Annotated in this window: 13 protein-coding genes; all 13 read right to left on the reverse strand. The window is 69.4% G+C overall.

Annotated elements, in window-relative coordinates; all coding sequences use genetic code 11:
• On the reverse strand, positions 1–516 hold the full coding sequence (rimM, locus tag EEB19_RS04810; RefSeq protein ID WP_187583717.1) for a ribosome maturation factor RimM: 516 nt from the start codon (positions 514–516) through the stop codon (positions 1–3).
• A gap of 17 nt (positions 517–533) precedes the next feature.
• Entirely contained in the window at positions 534–776 is a 243-nt protein-coding gene (locus EEB19_RS04815; RefSeq protein WP_160902639.1) for an RNA-binding protein, read from the reverse strand.
• Positions 773–1,231 carry a 30S ribosomal protein S16 gene (rpsP, locus tag EEB19_RS04820; protein WP_187583719.1) on the reverse strand — a complete coding sequence of 153 codons (459 nt, stop codon included), beginning with the start codon at positions 1,229–1,231 and terminating at the stop codon, positions 773–775. Before rpsP ends, EEB19_RS04815 begins: the two co-directional genes overlap by 4 nt.
• Positions 1,232–1,724: 493 nt before the next feature.
• Complete coding sequence (locus tag EEB19_RS04825) at positions 1,725–2,852, reverse strand: amidohydrolase family protein (RefSeq protein WP_187583721.1); 1,128 nt, start codon at positions 2,850–2,852, stop codon at positions 1,725–1,727.
• A gap of 42 nt (positions 2,853–2,894) precedes the next feature.
• Positions 2,895–4,469, reverse strand: coding sequence for a signal recognition particle protein (gene ffh / locus EEB19_RS04830; protein WP_187583723.1), 1,575 nt, complete (start codon positions 4,467–4,469; stop codon positions 2,895–2,897).
• Positions 4,470–4,547: 78 nt separating this feature from the next.
• Positions 4,548–7,217: a [protein-PII] uridylyltransferase gene (locus EEB19_RS04835; RefSeq protein ID WP_187584013.1), complete on the reverse strand. Its 2,670-nt coding sequence runs from the start codon at positions 7,215–7,217 to the stop codon at positions 4,548–4,550.
• A complete protein-coding gene (locus tag EEB19_RS04840; RefSeq protein ID WP_005176661.1) occupies positions 7,214–7,552 on the reverse strand; it encodes a P-II family nitrogen regulator in 339 nt (112 codons plus the stop codon). The genes EEB19_RS04835 and EEB19_RS04840 overlap by 4 nt, the downstream gene beginning before the upstream one ends.
• A gap of 49 nt (positions 7,553–7,601) precedes the next feature.
• Positions 7,602–8,948 (reverse strand): ammonium transporter, encoded by a 1,347-nt coding sequence (locus EEB19_RS04845; protein WP_187583726.1) that lies wholly within the window; start codon positions 8,946–8,948, stop codon positions 7,602–7,604.
• 165 nt (positions 8,949–9,113) lie between these two features.
• Entirely contained in the window at positions 9,114–10,721 is a 1,608-nt protein-coding gene (gene ftsY / locus EEB19_RS04850) for a signal recognition particle-docking protein FtsY (RefSeq protein WP_187583728.1), read from the reverse strand.
• Between the two features lie 96 nt (positions 10,722–10,817).
• Positions 10,818–14,468, reverse strand: a complete 3,651-nt coding sequence (smc, locus tag EEB19_RS04855) for a chromosome segregation protein SMC (protein ID WP_187583730.1) — start codon at positions 14,466–14,468, stop codon at positions 10,818–10,820.
• Positions 14,469–14,541: 73 nt separating this feature from the next.
• Positions 14,542–14,823 carry an acylphosphatase gene (locus tag EEB19_RS04860; RefSeq protein WP_187583733.1) on the reverse strand — a complete coding sequence of 94 codons (282 nt, stop codon included), beginning with the start codon at positions 14,821–14,823 and terminating at the stop codon, positions 14,542–14,544.
• 2 nt (positions 14,824–14,825) lie between these two features.
• A complete protein-coding gene (locus EEB19_RS04865) occupies positions 14,826–15,284 on the reverse strand; it encodes an OsmC family protein (RefSeq protein ID WP_187583735.1) in 459 nt (152 codons plus the stop codon).
• Positions 15,281–16,243 (reverse strand): bifunctional DNA-formamidopyrimidine glycosylase/DNA-(apurinic or apyrimidinic site) lyase, encoded by a 963-nt coding sequence (gene mutM / locus EEB19_RS04870; RefSeq protein WP_187583738.1) that lies wholly within the window; start codon positions 16,241–16,243, stop codon positions 15,281–15,283. Before mutM ends, EEB19_RS04865 begins: the two co-directional genes overlap by 4 nt.
• Positions 16,244–16,245 lie beyond the last annotated feature (2 nt).

A 16,245-nucleotide genomic window follows, 5' to 3' on the forward strand; every position in this document is an offset into this window, starting at 1 on the left:
TCAGCCCTCGTCGAGGAGGCCGTCCGGCGGGTCGATCTCGATCCGCTCGGCGGTCACGGTCGGCACGATCTCCCGGACGAACGGGATGAGGACCTCGCCGCCCGCGGCGGTTCGCACCGCGAGCACGTCGTTGGCCGGCAGGTGCAGCACCGACGACACGATCCCGACCTCGACACCGCCGACCGTGGACACCGGCAGACCCTCGAGTTCGTGATCGTAGAACGCGTCGGGATCCGGTCCCGAGTCGACCTCGGAGCTGTCGATCAGGAAGAGGGTGCCGCGCAGTGCGTCGGCCGCGGTCCGGTCGGCGACCCCGTCCAGGGACAGCAACAGCCGCCCGGCATGATTCCGGGCGGCTGTCACCGTGAATGTCCTGTCACCGCCGCCGCGTGGGAGTCGCCCGCGGAGGGGAACCCCCGGCGCGAAGCGCAGCTCCGGCTCGTCGGTGCGGATCTCGACGACGACCTCGCCGCGCACGCCGTGCGATTTGGCCACACGGCCCACCACGAGATCCATCGCGGAGTCGGTGTCGCTCAGCGGTCGGTGTCGACGATGTCGACCCGCATCCCCCGGCCTCCGATGCCGGAGACGAGGGTGCGCAGGGCGGTCGCGGTCCGGCCGTTACGACCGATGACCTTGCCGAGATCCTCCGGGTTGACGTGGACCTCGACGAGCCGCCCACGGCGCCCGGTGATCATCTCGACCCGGACGTCATCGGGGTTGGCGACGATGCCGCGGACGAGATGCTCGACCGCGTCGGCGACGACAGCGCTCACGCGTCGGCCTTGTCACCCTCGGCGGCCGGGGCGTCGGCGGTCTCGGCCGGAGCCTCGTCGGCCTTCTTGGCGGCCTTCTTCTTCGGGGTGACGGCCTCGGCGACCGGCTCGCTGTCGGCGGCGGCGAGAGCGGCGTTGAAGAGGTCGAGCTTGGACGGCTTCGGCTCGGCGGTCTTCAGGGTGCCCTCGGCGCCCGGCAGACCCTTGAACTTCTGCCAGTCACCGGTGACCTTGAGGATCGCCGCGACCGGCTCGGTCGGCTGCGCGCCGACACCCAGCCAGTACTGCGCGCGGTCGGAGTCGACCTCGATCAGGCTCGGCTCTTCCTTGGGGTGGTACTTGCCGATGGTCTCGATCACCCGGCCGTTGCGGCGGGTCCGAGAATCGGCGACGACGATGCGGTACTGCGGGTTGCGGATCTTGCCGAGCCGCGTGAGCTTGATCTTGACAGCCATGTCTTCTTCTTCCTTGAGTGGTCACTGCGCAATTCAGCGATCCGCCCGACTGGCGGATCCGGTTTTGCGATCTGTATCGGTGTGACCGTCGGTCGGTACGTGACCGGGTCCGACGAACCAGCGTGTCATTCTGCCAGACGTGGCCGCCCGCGCGAAATCGCCGAGCAGGGCCGGCCGGAGGCCAGGAGTCGCCCGATTTCCGGTGGGCGGCCCGGGGTCGGGTTCGACATGTGGTTACCCACCCCGCTGAAGGTAACCACATGTCGCGCACATCGGGCGAACTCCGCCGCCGGTGTCTCGCACAGTCGCGCGGCCCTCCCCTGACCTGCTGCGACGCGAATCCCGACGGGGTGCGTACGCCCGCGAACCCCTTGCAACGCGACGGCTACTTTACCAGCCGGTAAGTTAGCGGTACCAGCGCAGCGGACGTGGAATGCGTCACACGAATGGATCACACCGAGCATGGTGAACTGGGGTTTTGTCGACGGTCAGGTCAGGAGACCGTTAGCCCGGAGCAAACGATCTCGCGCGGCCGGCGCAGCGTCGTCAGGTCCTGCCCCGGGTCGTCGTCGAGGACGATGAAATCGGCGCGGTCTCCCTCGGCGAGCAGTCCCCCGGCGTCGAGCCAGGTGCGCGGCGCGACCGTCGCAGCGTGCAACGCACGCCGTGCGCCGTACCCGATCGCGGCCATGGCCTCGATCTCGTCGACGATGCGACCGTGTCCGACGAACCCGCCCGCGTCGGTTCCCGCGAACATCGCCACGCCGGCCTCACGGGCGGCGGCGAACACCGCGCCCGCATTGTCGTACAGCGCGCGCATGGTGGCCTGATAGCGCGGGAAGCGGTCGGCGCCATCGGCGATCCCCGGGAAGTTCTCCACCTGGATGAGCGTGGGCACCAAGCCGATCGAGCGTTCGGCCATCTGATCCAACAGGTCGGTCGACAGCCCCGTCCCGTGCTCGATGCAGTCGACGCCGGCGCCGATGAGGTCGGGCAGTGCATCCGCGCCGAAGACATGGGCGGTGATCCGGGCACCCTCCTCGTGGGCTGCGGCCACGGCCGCGTCGAGTTGGGTTCGGGTCCACAGTGGGGCGAGGTCGCCGACCTCGCGGTCGATCCAGTCCCCGACGATCTTCACCCAGCCGTCGCCCGAGCGCGCCTGCCGCCGGACCTCGTCGGCCAGCTCGTCCGGATTCTCCAGATCGACGCCGTAGTCGCGCAGATAGCGTTTGGGGCGGGCGATGTGCTTGCCGGAGCGGATGAATCGCGGGCACGCAGGATCGTCGTCGAGGGGGTGGGTGTCCAGCGGTGAGCCGACCTCGCGGATGAGCAGCGTTCCGGCGCGCGCGTCCTCCATCGCATACCTGCGGGCACGATCGATCGTCACCCCCAGGCCGGGTGCGATGCCGACGTGATTGTGGGCGTCCACCAGTCCGGGGATGATCCAGCCGGCGTCGACGACCGTCCGCGCCGACGCCACGGGTTCCCGGGTGATCCGGTCGCCGACGACCCAGAGGTCGATGCGCTCATCGGTGAACGGGTCGCGACCGCGGTAATGGCGGACCTCGCCGTCCGGCCTCGCCGTGGTGGAACCTGTGTCGATCTGGGCGGATTCGGGCATGCTGCGGTCAGGGCCTCCCGTGTCGCGTCGTCCTCGGTCGGACTACTTCTTCTTCTTGGGCTGCTGGAACTGCGAGACGTCGAGACCCTCGAGTCCGGGCGGCAACTCGTCGAGCCCGGCCGGCATGTTGGAGAGATCGGGGAAGCCCGCAGGCATCCCGCCGGGCATCCCGGGCATTCCCATACCGGGGAATCCGCCACGCGCCTTGGGCGGCGTGGGTCCCCGGTTCTTGCCCTTCTTCCCCTTGCCCTTCTTGCGATTCGACTTACGGCCGCCACCCATCCCCATGCGCCCGGACATCTGCGACATCATCTTGCGTGCGTCGAAGAACCGATCGACGAGCTGGTTGACCTCGCTGACGGTGACACCGGAACCGTTGGCGATGCGCAGGCGTCGCGAGGCGTTGATGATCTTCGGGTTCTCGCGCTCGGCGGGGGTCATGCCCCGGATGATCGCCTGCACCCGGTCGAGCTGGCTGTCGTCGACCTGCGACAGGGCGTCCTTCATCTGACCGGCGCCGGGCAGCATGCCGAGGATGTTGCCGATGGGACCCATCTTGCGGATCATCAGCATCTGCTCGAGGAAGTCCTCGAGCGTGAGCTCCCCCTGGGTGATCTTCGCCGCCGCGGCCTCGGCCTGCTGTGCGTCCCAATGCTGTTCGGCCTGCTCGATGAGCGACAGCACATCACCCATGCCGAGGATGCGGCTCGCCATCCGGTCGGGATGGAAGACGTCGAAGTCGTCGAGCTTCTCGCCCGACGACGCGAACATGATCGGCCTGCCGGTGACCTCGCGGACCGACAGCGCGGCACCGCCGCGGGCGTCGCCGTCGAGTTTGGTCAGCACGACGCCGGTGAACCCGACGCCCTCCTGGAACGCCTCGGCCGTCGTGACCGCGTCCTGACCGATCATGGCGTCGACGACGAACAGCACCTCGTCGGGATCGGTGGCCTCCCGGATGTCGGAGGCCTGACGCATCAGCTCCTCGTCGATGCCGAGTCGGCCCGCGGTGTCGATGACGACGACGTCGTAGTGCGCGGCAGTCGCCTCGGCGACACCGGCGCGCGCGACCTCGACCGGGTCCCCGGAGGTGACGCCGAGTTCGCCCTCGCCGCCGATGCTGGTGCCGGGGTGCGGCGCAAACACCTTCACGTCGGCGCGCTCGCCGACGATCTGCAGCTGGGAGACCGCACCCGGACGCTGGAGGTCACAGGCCACGAGCAGCGGGGTGTGACCCTGCTTCTTCAGCCAGTGGCCGAGCTTGCCGGCCAGTGTCGTCTTACCGGCGCCCTGCAGGCCGGCCAGCATGATGATCGTCGGTGGCTTCTTGGCGAAGCCGATCCGGCGGGTCTCGCCGCCGAGGATGCCGACCAGTTCGTCGTTGACGATCTTGACGACCTGCTGGGCCGGGTTGAGCGCGCCGGACACCTCAGCGCCCTTGGCGCGCTCCTTCACCTTGGCGATGAAGCCACGGACGACGGGAAGCGAGACGTCGGCTTCGAGCAACGCCAGCCGGATCTCCCGGCAGGTGCGGTCGATGTCGGCGTCGGACAGCCGCCCCTTGCCCCGCAGGTCCTTCAGCGCATCGGCCAACCGATCGGAAAGCGAATCGAACATTCCCCTAGTCTTCCATGCTCGTGGCCGGTCCCCGCCGTGCCCTCGCGAGAATCGCCCGTCGGCGGCACGGCGCGGCACTCAGCTGATGGGCACCCCGGATCGTGCCGTTCCCCCCGCAGCCTGCGGGCCGTCGCCGTCGGGCTCGGCCCGCGGCTGGGGTGGCGGGCACACCGCGAGTACGTCGTCGGCGAGTGCCCGGCGCGCCGCCGCGGTGTCGTCGGGCAGGAGCAGACAGAACGTGTCGACGACGGTGCTGCCGAGGGTCGCGACCTTCGCCCATCGGACCTGCGCGTGGTGGCGCTCGATCACTGCACTGACACGACTCAGGAGTCCGATCCGGTCGTCGGTGCGCAGTTCCATCAGGACCTCGGCGGACGGTTCATCCGACGCATCCGCTCCCGTACCGGCGTCGATCCCGGTGACCGGGTCCACCCACAGGATCCGCGGCGGTGCGACCGCGAAGAGCGCCGGAACCGCCGTCTTCGGGTGACCCGCGCCGTCGACCGCGGGGTCGGTGCTGCCCGCCGACGCTCCCGTCCCGGCCGCCGCGCCCGGCGGCACCATGATCGAGCCGATCGTCGGGATCGGCGAGTCGGCCTCCCGCGCGTCGAGGCGTGCGAGCACGTCGACCTTGCCCTCGACGGCCGCCATCAACTGCTGGCGCATCAGGCCGGCCTCCGGCGGGCTGCCGAACATCGGCACCACGACGAACGTGTTCACCGCACTCGACGCGTGGCACTGGACGGTGGCCGAGTGCGATCGCAGGCCGTTGAGACCCAGGACGCCGGCCATCTTCGACAGCAGGCCCGGCTGATCGGGCGCGACCATCGTCACGCGGTAGGTGTGCGGGCCGTCCGCCGGCACGATCTCGACGGAGAAGCCCCCTGCCTCGGCGAGACGGATCTGCTCGGGTTCCAGCGGCTCGGGACGCGCCAGGTCACCACCGTCGATCAGCCGTAACGCACGTCGCACGAGCTCACTGATCAGCGACGCCTTCCACTCTCCCCAGACACCCGGCCCGGTGGCGAGCGAGTCGGCCTCGGCCAGCGTGGCGAGCAGCTCGAGGAGTACCCGGTTGTGACCCAGCGTCTCCGCGACCATCTCGGCGGTCGCCGGGTCGTCGAGGTCGCGGCGCGTCGCGACGGTCGGCAACAACAGGTGGTGACGCACCATCTCCGACAACACCGTGACGTCCTGCGGCCACAAGCCGAAGCGGTTACCGATCTGGATGGCCAGTTCGGCCCCGACGATGCTGTGGTCGGCGCCCCGGCCCTTGCCCAGGTCGTGGATCAGCGCCCCGAGTACCAGGAGATCCGGGCGCGACACCCGGGTGGTCATCGACCCTGCGTGGGCGGCTGTTTCCACGAGATGGCGATCGACGGTCCAGGTGTGGATGGCGTCGCGGGGCGGCAGGTCGCGCACCGCACCCCATTCGGGCAGCAGCCGCCCCCAGAGTCCGGTGCGGTCGAGGGCCTCGATCGGATCCACCATGTGATGCCCGGAACCGAGCAGGACCAGCAGATCGCTGAGCGCCTCGGACGGCCACGGCTCGCGGAGTTCGGGTGCATAGTCGGCGAGACGGCTCAGGGTCGACGCGCTGATCGGCAGTCCGGTCCGTGCCGACGCGGAGGCCACGCGCAGGATCAGCCCCGGGTCCTTGCTCGGGATGGCGTTGCGTGCCAACACGATCTCACCGTTGTGCTCGACGACACCCTCGTCGAGCGGACGCCGGATGGGCGAACGGCGCAGCTTCGCGAGACCGCGCCGCGGCAGCGCGTTGCCCGCGGTCCGCAGTCCGACGTCGATGGAATAGCTGACCGTGCGCGCGGAATCACTGATCACCCGGGCGAGATCGAAACGGTCGCCGATGCGCAGCGCGGCGCCGATCTCGTCGGCGTCCTGCGCGCGGACCTGCTCGCGGGGCCGTCCGGCGATGCGGTGCAGCTCGGTGCGGATGTCGAGCAGTCGCCCGTAGGCCACCTGCGGTCCGGCACCGGGTGAATCGGGACGCAGGCTCGCCATGCCGTCGGTGAGTTGCGCCATCGCCAGGGCGCCGAGGAGTTGGACGTCGCGCAGACCGCCGCGGCCGTTCTTCAGGTCCGGCTCGGCACGATGGGCGATGTCACCGGCACGGCGCCACCGATCCTGCGCGTGGGCGACGACGTCGGGGAAACGATCCCGGATCCCGGTGCGCCACTGCTGACGGACTCCCCCGATGAGCAGGGTCGACAGATCCTCGTCGCCTGCGATGTGGCGGGCCTCGAGCAACCCCAGTGCCGCGCTGACGTCCTCGGACGCCACCTGCAACGCCTGCGGAACCGTCCGCACACTGTGATCCAGCGGGATGTTGGCGTCCCACAACGGATACCAGAGCCCGTCGGCGACCTCCGACACACGATCCGGTGCGATGTCGTCGTGGAGCAGGATCAGATCCAGATCCGAGAACGGGAGCAGCTCGCCACGTCCGAGTCCGCCGACCGCGACGATGGCGAATCCACTGTCGGAGCGGATTCCGAGTTCGGCGCCCTTGCTCGTGAGCCAGAACTCGTGGAGATCGACGAGCACCTGCCGGAGACCGGCCGCGTCGAGTTTCCCACTCTTGCCCGACTCCAAGAGCTGTCGGCGCGTCGCCGCGAGATCTGTTGCTGCCACGAGGGTTTCGTACTCCCTTTGCGAAGGACACGGCCCCGCGCCTGAATCGTCAGACGCGGGGCCGTGAGATGGATTCGAAGGTGGGCGCCGGGTCAGAGCGCGTCGGCGCCCCGCTCACCGGTGCGGACACGAACGACCGACTCGACCGGCGAGACCCACACCTTTCCGTCACCGATCTTGCCGGTGCGTGCAGCCTCGACGATGACGTCGACGACCTTGTCGACCGCGGCGTCGTCGACCACGACCTCGACCCGGACCTTGGGGACGAAATCGACGGAGTACTCGGCGCCGCGATAGACCTCGGTGTGGCCCTTCTGCCGGCCGTAACCCTGGACCTCACTGACGGTCATACCCAGGATTCCGGCCTGTTCGAGTCCGGCCTTGACGTCCTCAAGCGTGAACGGTTTCACGATTGCGGTGATCAGCTTCATCAGTTATCCCTCTCCACAGGAATCAGCGTAGTAGCGAAAGTGCAGGGTTTCATGCCAGTTCATATGCGGTCTCGGCATGCTCTGCCTCATCGATACCGTTGTGCTCGTCTTCCTGACTGACCTTCCAGCCGAGCGGCTTGAGGACCAGGGCGATGATCGCCGTGAGTACACCGGTGAACACGAGGGCGAAGGCGGCGATGACGATCTGCACGACGACCTGCTTGTAGTCTCCGCCCCAGAACAGGCCTACATCCTTGGCCAGCAGGCCGACACCGATGGTGCCCCAGAGGCCGGCGACGAGGTGCACGCCGACGACGTCGAGCGAATCGTCGTAGCCGAACTTGTTCTTCAGGCCGATCGCGACCGCGGCCAGCGCGCCGGCGATGACACCCAGGATGAGCGAACCCACGGGGGTCAGGGAGCCACAGGCCGGGGTGATGGCGACGAGACCGGCGACGATACCGGAGGCGGCACCCACGCTGGTCGCATGCTTGTCGCGGATGATCTCCACCGCGAGCCAGCCGATGATCGCCGCGGCGGTGGCGGCGGTGGTGTTGACCCACACCAGACCGGCCGTGGCATCGGCCGCGAGTTCCGAACCAGCGTTGAAGCCGAACCAGCCGAACCACAGGAGAGCAGCGCCCAGCATCACGAAGGGAATGTTGTGCGGGCGGTAGGCGGTGCGGCCGAAGCCTGCACGGGAGCCGATGATGAGCACGAGCACCAGCGCCGCCATACCGGCGTTGATGTGCACCACGGTGCCACCGGCGAAGTCGATGGGCGCGACGTTGGCCTCACCGTCAGTGGTGCCGAACATCCACGCGGCGAAGCCGTCCTCGCCTCCGCCCATGATTCCGCCGCCACCGACCAGTCCGCCCCACACCATGTGCGACAGCGGGAAGTAGACGATCGTCGACCACAGGACGGTGAACACCAGCCAGGTCGAGAACTTGACCCGTTCGGCGAGCGCGCCGCTGATCAGGGCGACCGTGATGACCGCGAACGTCAGCTGAAAGCCCAGGAAGACGATGGCCGGGATGGTCATCCCTGCCGTGACGTAGGTCGGTGCCTCCTCGGTACCCGCCGTGTTCGTCAGCTGGTCGGAACCGAACAGCGCGAACGGATTCGCGAAGATGCCCGCGATGTCACCATTGCCGGTGATGCCATCGGAGAACGACATCGAGAATCCCCACAACACGTAGACCACGCTGACCGTGGCCAGCGAGCCGAACGACATCATCATCATGTTCAGGACGGACTTACCCCGCGCCAAACCCCCGTAGAAGAAGGCGAGTCCGGGCGTCATCAGCAACACCAAACCCGCGGCGGCGAGCATCCACGCCGTGTCACCGGGGTTGACTTCGCCAAAAACATCCTCTGGCAGTGCCAAAACCACTGTAGAAACCTCCCTAGAGTGCGCCGACCTCTCGGCGCCTGCAAAGACTCTGGCGGGACTCGGTTTCATCCGTGGTGCTCGGACGTTTCGGACATGTGAACCCGTGGCGGTTTTATATTTCGTCCGCGTAACGAGCCAGGTCGCGCCTGAGGGAGGTTGTCGATGCTACAGCAGGGCGTCGACGAACGCCTCCGGCTCGAAGGGTGCGAGGTCGTCGGCGCCCTCGCCGAGCCCGACCAGCTTCACCGGCACGCCGAGTTCCTCCTGGACGTGGAACACGATGCCACCCTTGGCCGTCCCGTCGAGCTTCGTCAGCACCACTCCGGTGATGTCGACGACCTCGGCGAACACCCTCGCCTGGGTGAGCCCGTTCTGGCCGACCGTGGCGTCGAGGACGAGCAGCACCTCGTCGACCGGGGCCTTCTTCTCGACGACACGCTTGACCTTGCCCAGCTCGTCCATCAGACCGGTCTTGGTGTGCAGCCGGCCCGCGGTGTCGATCATCACCACGTCGACGCCGGTGTCGATGCCCTTCGACACCGCGTCGAACGCCACCGACGCCGGATCCGCCTGCTCCTTGCCCCGCACGATGTCCGCACCGACCCGCTCACCCCAGGTCTGGAGCTGGTCCGCAGCGGCGGCGCGGAACGTGTCGGCGGCGCCGAGCAGGACGCGGCGGCCGTCGGCCACCAGGACGCGGGCGAGTTTGCCGGTGGTGGTGGTCTTGCCGGTGCCGTTCACGCCGACGACGAGGATCACCGACGGTCCACCCGCATGTGGCAGGGCACGCACCGACCGGTCCATCTCCGGACGGACCTGGGCGATCAGCACCGAACGCAGCAGTGCACGCGCCTCGTCGGCGGTCCGCACGTTCGACGTGGCCAGTTCCGACCGCAGGCGCTCGACGACGGCCATCGTCGATGCCGTACCGAGGTCCGCCATCAGCAGCGTGTCCTCGATCTCCTCCCAGCTGTCCTCGTCCAGGTCGCCGGCACCCAACAATCCGAGGACGCTCTTGCCGATCGCACCCTGCGAGCGGGACAGACGACCACGCAGCCGATTCAGGCGTCCGGCCGTGGGTGCGATCTCCTCACGCGGGGGCGCGCTCGGTGCGGTCTCGGAGACCGGCGGCTCCGGTTCGGTGACCGTGTCGGGTCCGGACTCGACGAGCTCGGCCGGGGTGTCGGGGATCTGCGGCGCCTCCTCCGGTTCGGGCGCGGCAGGTTCGGTCGTGGCGGGTTCGGTCGTGGTGGGCGATCCCGCGGTCGGCGCCGACGCCGACGCCGTGTCCGTCACCGCGGCGTTGTCTGTCGCCGTCTCGTCCGGTGCCGCCGTCTCGTCCGGTGCGGTGTCGGGCAGTGTCGCCGTCTCATCCGGTGCCGCCGTCTCGTCCGGTGCGGTGTCGGGCAGTGCCACATCCTTGATGCCCCGCTGTGCGGAGTCACGCGGAACGGAAGCGTCGTCGCCGACGCCCGGCTGACCGTCGACCTCGGTGCGTTCGGGCGCGGGATGGCTGGTGCCGGGCCGGACGACCGGCTCCGGTGGTTCGGCCAGACCGACGCCTCCGGCCCCGCCCTGACTGAAGCTGAAGCCGGAGCCCGCCTTGTACCCGCCGGACTTGTCCACCTGCGGCGTCGTGCCGTCCACCGGCTTCTGTGCGGTCGTGTCGGTCAGCGAGATCCGCCGACGACGCGACAGCACGATCCCGACGACGATCAGTGCGATCAGCACGACCACCGCGACGACGATGCCGATGACCAGTTGGGTGTTCACTCAGGTTGCCCCTGTCGGTTGTCGGGCACGATGGCGGCGGCCGGAGCCGACGATCGCGCCGTGTTCATTTCTGCCCGGCGACATCGCATGTCGCGGTCAGGTGGCCTCAGCGGTACCGCCGCCGGAACTCGCGGCGTCGTCCGACGCGACGGCACCAGCCTTGGCGACCGGGATGTCGACGCCCCGCAGACGCTGCGAGATCACCGTGGTGATCCCGTCACCGCGCATGCTCACGCCGTACAGCGCATCGGCCACCTGCATGGTCGGTTTCTGATGGGTGATCACGATGAGCTGCGATCGTTCGCGCAACTGCTCGAACAACGCGATCAGCCTGCGCAGGTTGGTGTCGTCGAGCGCGGCCTCGACCTCGTCCATCACGTAGAACGGCGACGGACGCGCACGGAAGATCGCCACCAGCATGGCGACCGCGGTCAGCGACTTCTCGCCGCCGGAGAGCAGCGAGAGCCTCTTGACCTTCTTCCCCGGTGGTCGCGCCTCGACCTCGATGCCCGTGGTCAGCATGTCGGCCGGGTCGGTCAGCACGAGCCGCCCCTCCCCGCCGGGGAACAGCGTGCGGAACACCTGCTCGAACTCCCGCTCGACGTCGGTGTAGGCCTCGGTGAACACCTGCAGGATGCGCGCGTCGACCTCCTCGACGACCGACAGCAGGTCGCGTCGGGCCGCCTTCACGTCCTCCAACTGGGCGGAGAGGAAGTTGTAGCGCTCCTCGAGTGCCGCGAACTCCTCGAGCGCGAGCGGATTGACCTTGCCCAGGGTGTTCAGGTCCTTCTGCGCCTTTTTCGCGCGGGTCTCCTGGGCTGCCCGGTCGAAGGGCATCGGTGCGGGTGCGACGACCTGTTCTCCGCGCTCCTTGGCCTGCTCGTACTCGGCGATCTCCAGCGCCGACGGCGGCATCGGCACATCCGGCCCGTACTCGGCGACGAGGTCGTCGGGCGCCACCGCGAACGACTCGAGGATCTGCTCCTCGAGCTGTTCGATGCGCAGGGCGGCCTGGGCGCGGGCGACCTCGTCCCGGTGCACGGTGTCGCGCAACGAGTTCAGCGTCCCGGTCAGGTCCGCGGACCGGCTCTTGAGCTCATCGACCGCCGAGGTGCGCTCCACCCGGATCTGTTCGAGTTCGTCGCGTCCGGCCTGTGCCGACCGCACCGACAGCGCGAGGCGATCGGACACCTCGGCGGCGGCGTCGGCCACGGCCGTCGCGACAGCGGCCGCACGACGACGCGCACGGTCCTGTTTCTCCGCCCGGATCCGCGCCTCACGTTCACGCTGTGCGGCACGGCGCAATGACTCGGCCCTGCCACGCACCGAGGCGAGCCGCTCCTCGGCGGTGCGCAGTGCCAGCCGCGCCTCCACCTCGGTGGCCCGTGCCGCGGCGACCGCCTCAGCGGTGGCCGCGCGCGATGTCTCGTCGCCGACCTCCTCGGGCGCCGCGTCGGACTCGTCGCGGGCGTAGCGCAGACGCTCCTCGAGCTCGGCCAGCTTGGCCAGGGACTCCGAGCGCCCACCCTCGACGAAGTCTCGTTGCCGGGTGAGTCGATCGCTCTCGCTCCGGGCCGCCCGGATCTCCTGTCCGAGCCGAGCCATCTGCTCGTAGGTCGCACCGACCGTGGCGTCGGACTCGTGCAGGGCGGCGAGCGCCTCCTCCGCCGACTCGCGACGCGCCTGTTGCTCCGCGACGGCGCCGTCGAGCGCGGCCTCGATCTCCTCGGCGCGACGCCTCGCTGCCGCGAGATCCGAAGTGGCGGTGTCGATTGCGGACTGCACCTCCAGGGACGACGGCCGCCGGGACGACCCTCCCTCGATCGACGCCGGCCCGATACGGTCGCCGTCGCGGGTGACGGTCCGGACCCGTAGGCGCTGGGCGATCTCGAGCCCCTGATCGGCGTCGTCGACGAGCACGATATCGGCGAGCATCAGGTCCACGGCCCCACGGACCGACGACGGACAGGTCACCACCGACGCTGCCCAGCGCGCGCCGGGAGGCAGGTCTCCGCCGTCCTGGCGTGGTGCATCGGGCAGTCCGCCGAGGATCAGGGCCGCGCGACCACCGTCGCCGGACTTGAGCGCGTCAAGTGCCCGGACGGCGGCGAGGGCGTCGACGGTGGCGATCGCGTCGACGGCCGGGCCCAGCGCGCCCGCGATCGCCGTCTCGAAACCGTCGTCGACGGTGATCAGATCCGACATCGGGGCGAGCAGACCCTCGGGTGCGTTCTCCTGCAACCAGGCGCCACCGTCGTTGCGTTCGAGCCCGACCTCGAGGGCCTCGATACGCGCCGAGAGGGATGCGATCCGCTGCTCGGTCTCCCGCTGTCCCGATTGCAGTGCGGCGACCCGCTCGTTCGCCTGGTTGAGTGCGGTGACCGACCGTTCGTGGTGCTCGTCGAGCCCTTGTTCGGCCGCCTCGAGCTCGCCCAGGGTCGCGGCCATCGCATCCTGACGCGTCTGGGCCTCCTCGGCCCTCGTGTTGGCGGCCGCGATGGCCGAGGTCAGCCGGCCGGTCTCGGCATCGACGGATTCGCTCTTGGTCCGGAGGTTGTCGACCTGCCCCTCGAGGCGGGCCAGTCCTTCACGCCGGTCGGCGACGGCCTGTACGGCGGCCATGTGGGCCTGCTCGGCGTCGGCGGCCGCACCTTCGCAGCGCGCCAGCTCGCCTTGGGCGGCGTCCAGATACTCGGCTGCCGCGCCGACCGCGCCGTCGAGTTCGGCCTCGGTGAGCGCGGCGTCCTCGGCCTGACGTTCCAGATCGTCGGGATCGGGTCCGCCCGGCGCGGCGGTGGGTTCGGAGAGGTAGCGGCTGCGTTCGGAGGCCACGCGCGCGGTGGCGTCGACCCGTTCGGCGAGCGCCGACAGGCGAAACCAGGTCGCACCGGCGGTGGCCGCGGCGGGCGCGACCTCGGCGAGGCGCTGCTCGTGCTCGGCGAGCTCGGCAGTGACGACGTCGAGGGTCGCGGTCACCTCGTCCTGACGACGGCGGACCTCGTCCTCGACCGCCGTGTGCTCGGCCATCTCGGCTCGACGGGTGACGAGGTCGTCGGCGGCCAGGCGCAGGCGCGCGTCACGGAGGTCGGCCTGCACGGTCTGCGCGCGGCGCGCCACCTCGGCCTGCCGGCCGAGCGGTTTGAGCTGTCGACGGAGCTCGGCGGTCAGATCGCTCAGCCGCGAGAGGTTGGCCTGCATCGAGTCGAGCTTGCGGACCGCTTTCTCTTTGCGTTTACGGTGTTTGAGGACTCCGGCGGCCTCCTCGATGAACGCACGCCGGTCCTCCGGCCGCGACTCGAGGATGGCCGACAGCCGGCCCTGCCCGACGATGACGTGCATCTCGCGGCCGATGCCGGAATCGCTGAGCAACTCCTGGACGTCCATCAGACGACACGAGTTGCCGTTGATCTCGTACTCGCCCGCGCCGTCCCGGAACATCCGTCGGGTGATCGACACCTCGGAGTACTCGATCGGCAGTGCGCCGTCGGAGTTGTCGATCGTCAGGGTGACCTCCGCGCGGCCCAGCGGTGACCGCCCGGACGTACCCGCGAAGATGACGTCCTCCATCTTCCCGCCGCGCAGCGCCTTGGCGCCCTGCTCCCCCATCACCCAGGTCAGGGCGTCGACGACATTCGACTTGCCCGACCCGTTGGGCCCCACCACGCAGGTGATGCCGGGCTCGAATCGCAGCGTCGTCGACGACGCAAACGACTTGAAGCCCTTCAGGGTGAGGCTTTTGAGGTGCACGACGGTACAGAATACTCACCATCGCGGGCCCGTCGTGGGCCCCACGCGGACACCGGCGGTGTGCTCGGCCGGTCTACCGCTCGACGAATCCGGCGAGGTCTCCGCGCGGTTCGTCGAACCGCTCGACGACGAGGTCGACCGTTCCGGGCGTCTCGCCGGAGCGCAGGGCGTCGAGCAACGCCTGCGCCGCATCGCGGGAGCCCTCGGCGACGACCAGCACCCGGCCGTCGGCGAGGTTCGCGGCGTGTCCGACCAGCCCCAGCTCCAGCGCGCGGGACCGGGTCCACCATCGGAATCCCACCCCCTGCACGCGACCGTGGACGTGCGCGGTGAGTCGGACGGTGTCACCGGACATGATCAGTCGGTCTCGATCGACAGATCGACCCGGGCGCCGGCCTTGATGGTCCGGCCGACGGTGCAGACCGCGTCGATCGCGCGTTCGACGACGACGAGCAGGCGCGCCGCCGCGTCCTCGTCGAGTTCGGAGAGGTCCACCTCCAGGATCTCCTCGAGGACCGGGTACACCTCGTTCTCGCGGTCGGCGGTGCCACTGACGCGCACGGTGGCGTCGTAGTCGTCGCCCAGCCTGCGGGCCAGCGGCCGATCCGACGACATGCCCGTGCAGGCCGCCAGCGCGATCTTCAGGAGCTCGCCCGGGGTGAACACGCCCTCGACGTCCTCGGAGCCGACCAGTACCTCGGCACCCCGGGAACTGCGTCCGGTGTAGCGCCGCACGCCGGTGCGTTCCACCCAGAGCTCGGTGTGCGGTCGGGGACCGGCTGCCTGCTGGTCGACGGTCTGCTGTTCGGTCGTCATGGTCGCTGTGTCGATCCTTCTCGTGGGAGTGCGGTGTCGGCGGGTGCAGCAGCCACAACGCCCCGGGGCCCGGATTGCTTCCGGGCCCGGGCCGGTTCCCGCCGCTGGCACCGCGGGCAATAGTACGAGCTGCGGTTCATGAACTGCTCGCGACGCATGATCGCCCCGCACCGGCGGCACGGCTCCCCTGCCCGCCCATACGCGTTGAGCGAACGCTCGAAGTAGCCGGACTGCCCGTTGACGTTGACATACAACGAGTCGAAGGATGTGCCGCCGACCGACAGCGCCTCCCCCATCACCGCGGTCACGGCCGCGATCAGCTCGGCGAGCTTGGCCCGGCTCAGCCCGTCGGTCAGTCGTCCGCCGTGAATCCTGCTGCGCCACAAGGCTTCGTCGGCATAGATGTTGCCGACGCCGGAGACGACGGTCTGATCGAGGAGTGCTCGCTTGATCTCGGTGTGCCGGGACCGGATCACGGAGATGACCCGTGCGGCGTCGAACTCGGGGTCGAACGGATCCGGGGCTATGTGCGCGATCGATTCGGGCAGCCGCGCCGCCGTGGGCTGCGCCTGGTCGGCGTATTCGTCCACGTGCCAGCCACCGAAGGTCCGCTGGTCGACGAACCGCAGTTCGTTGCCGTCGTCGAGGGTCGCCCGGATGCGCAGGTGGACGTGATCCGGCGCCCCCGCGTGCGCGATGAGCATCTGACCACTCATTCCGAGGTGCACCACGAGCGGGAACGGCGACGTACCGTCGTCGAGGTCGATCCAGAGGTACTTGCCCCGACGATGGACATCGGTGATCCGCACCCCGATCAGGCGACCGGCCAGATCGACGCCCCCGCCGAGGTGACGGCGAGTGGCGCGCGGATGCAGGACCTCCACCGCCACGATGCGTCGAGCGGCGATGTGTTCGGCGAGACCGCGACGCACGGTCTCCACCTCGGGCAGTTCGGGCACGT

It is taken from the genome of Gordonia sp. OPL2 (genome assembly GCF_003797825.1).
GTDB lineage: Bacteria > Actinomycetota > Actinomycetes > Mycobacteriales > Mycobacteriaceae > Gordonia.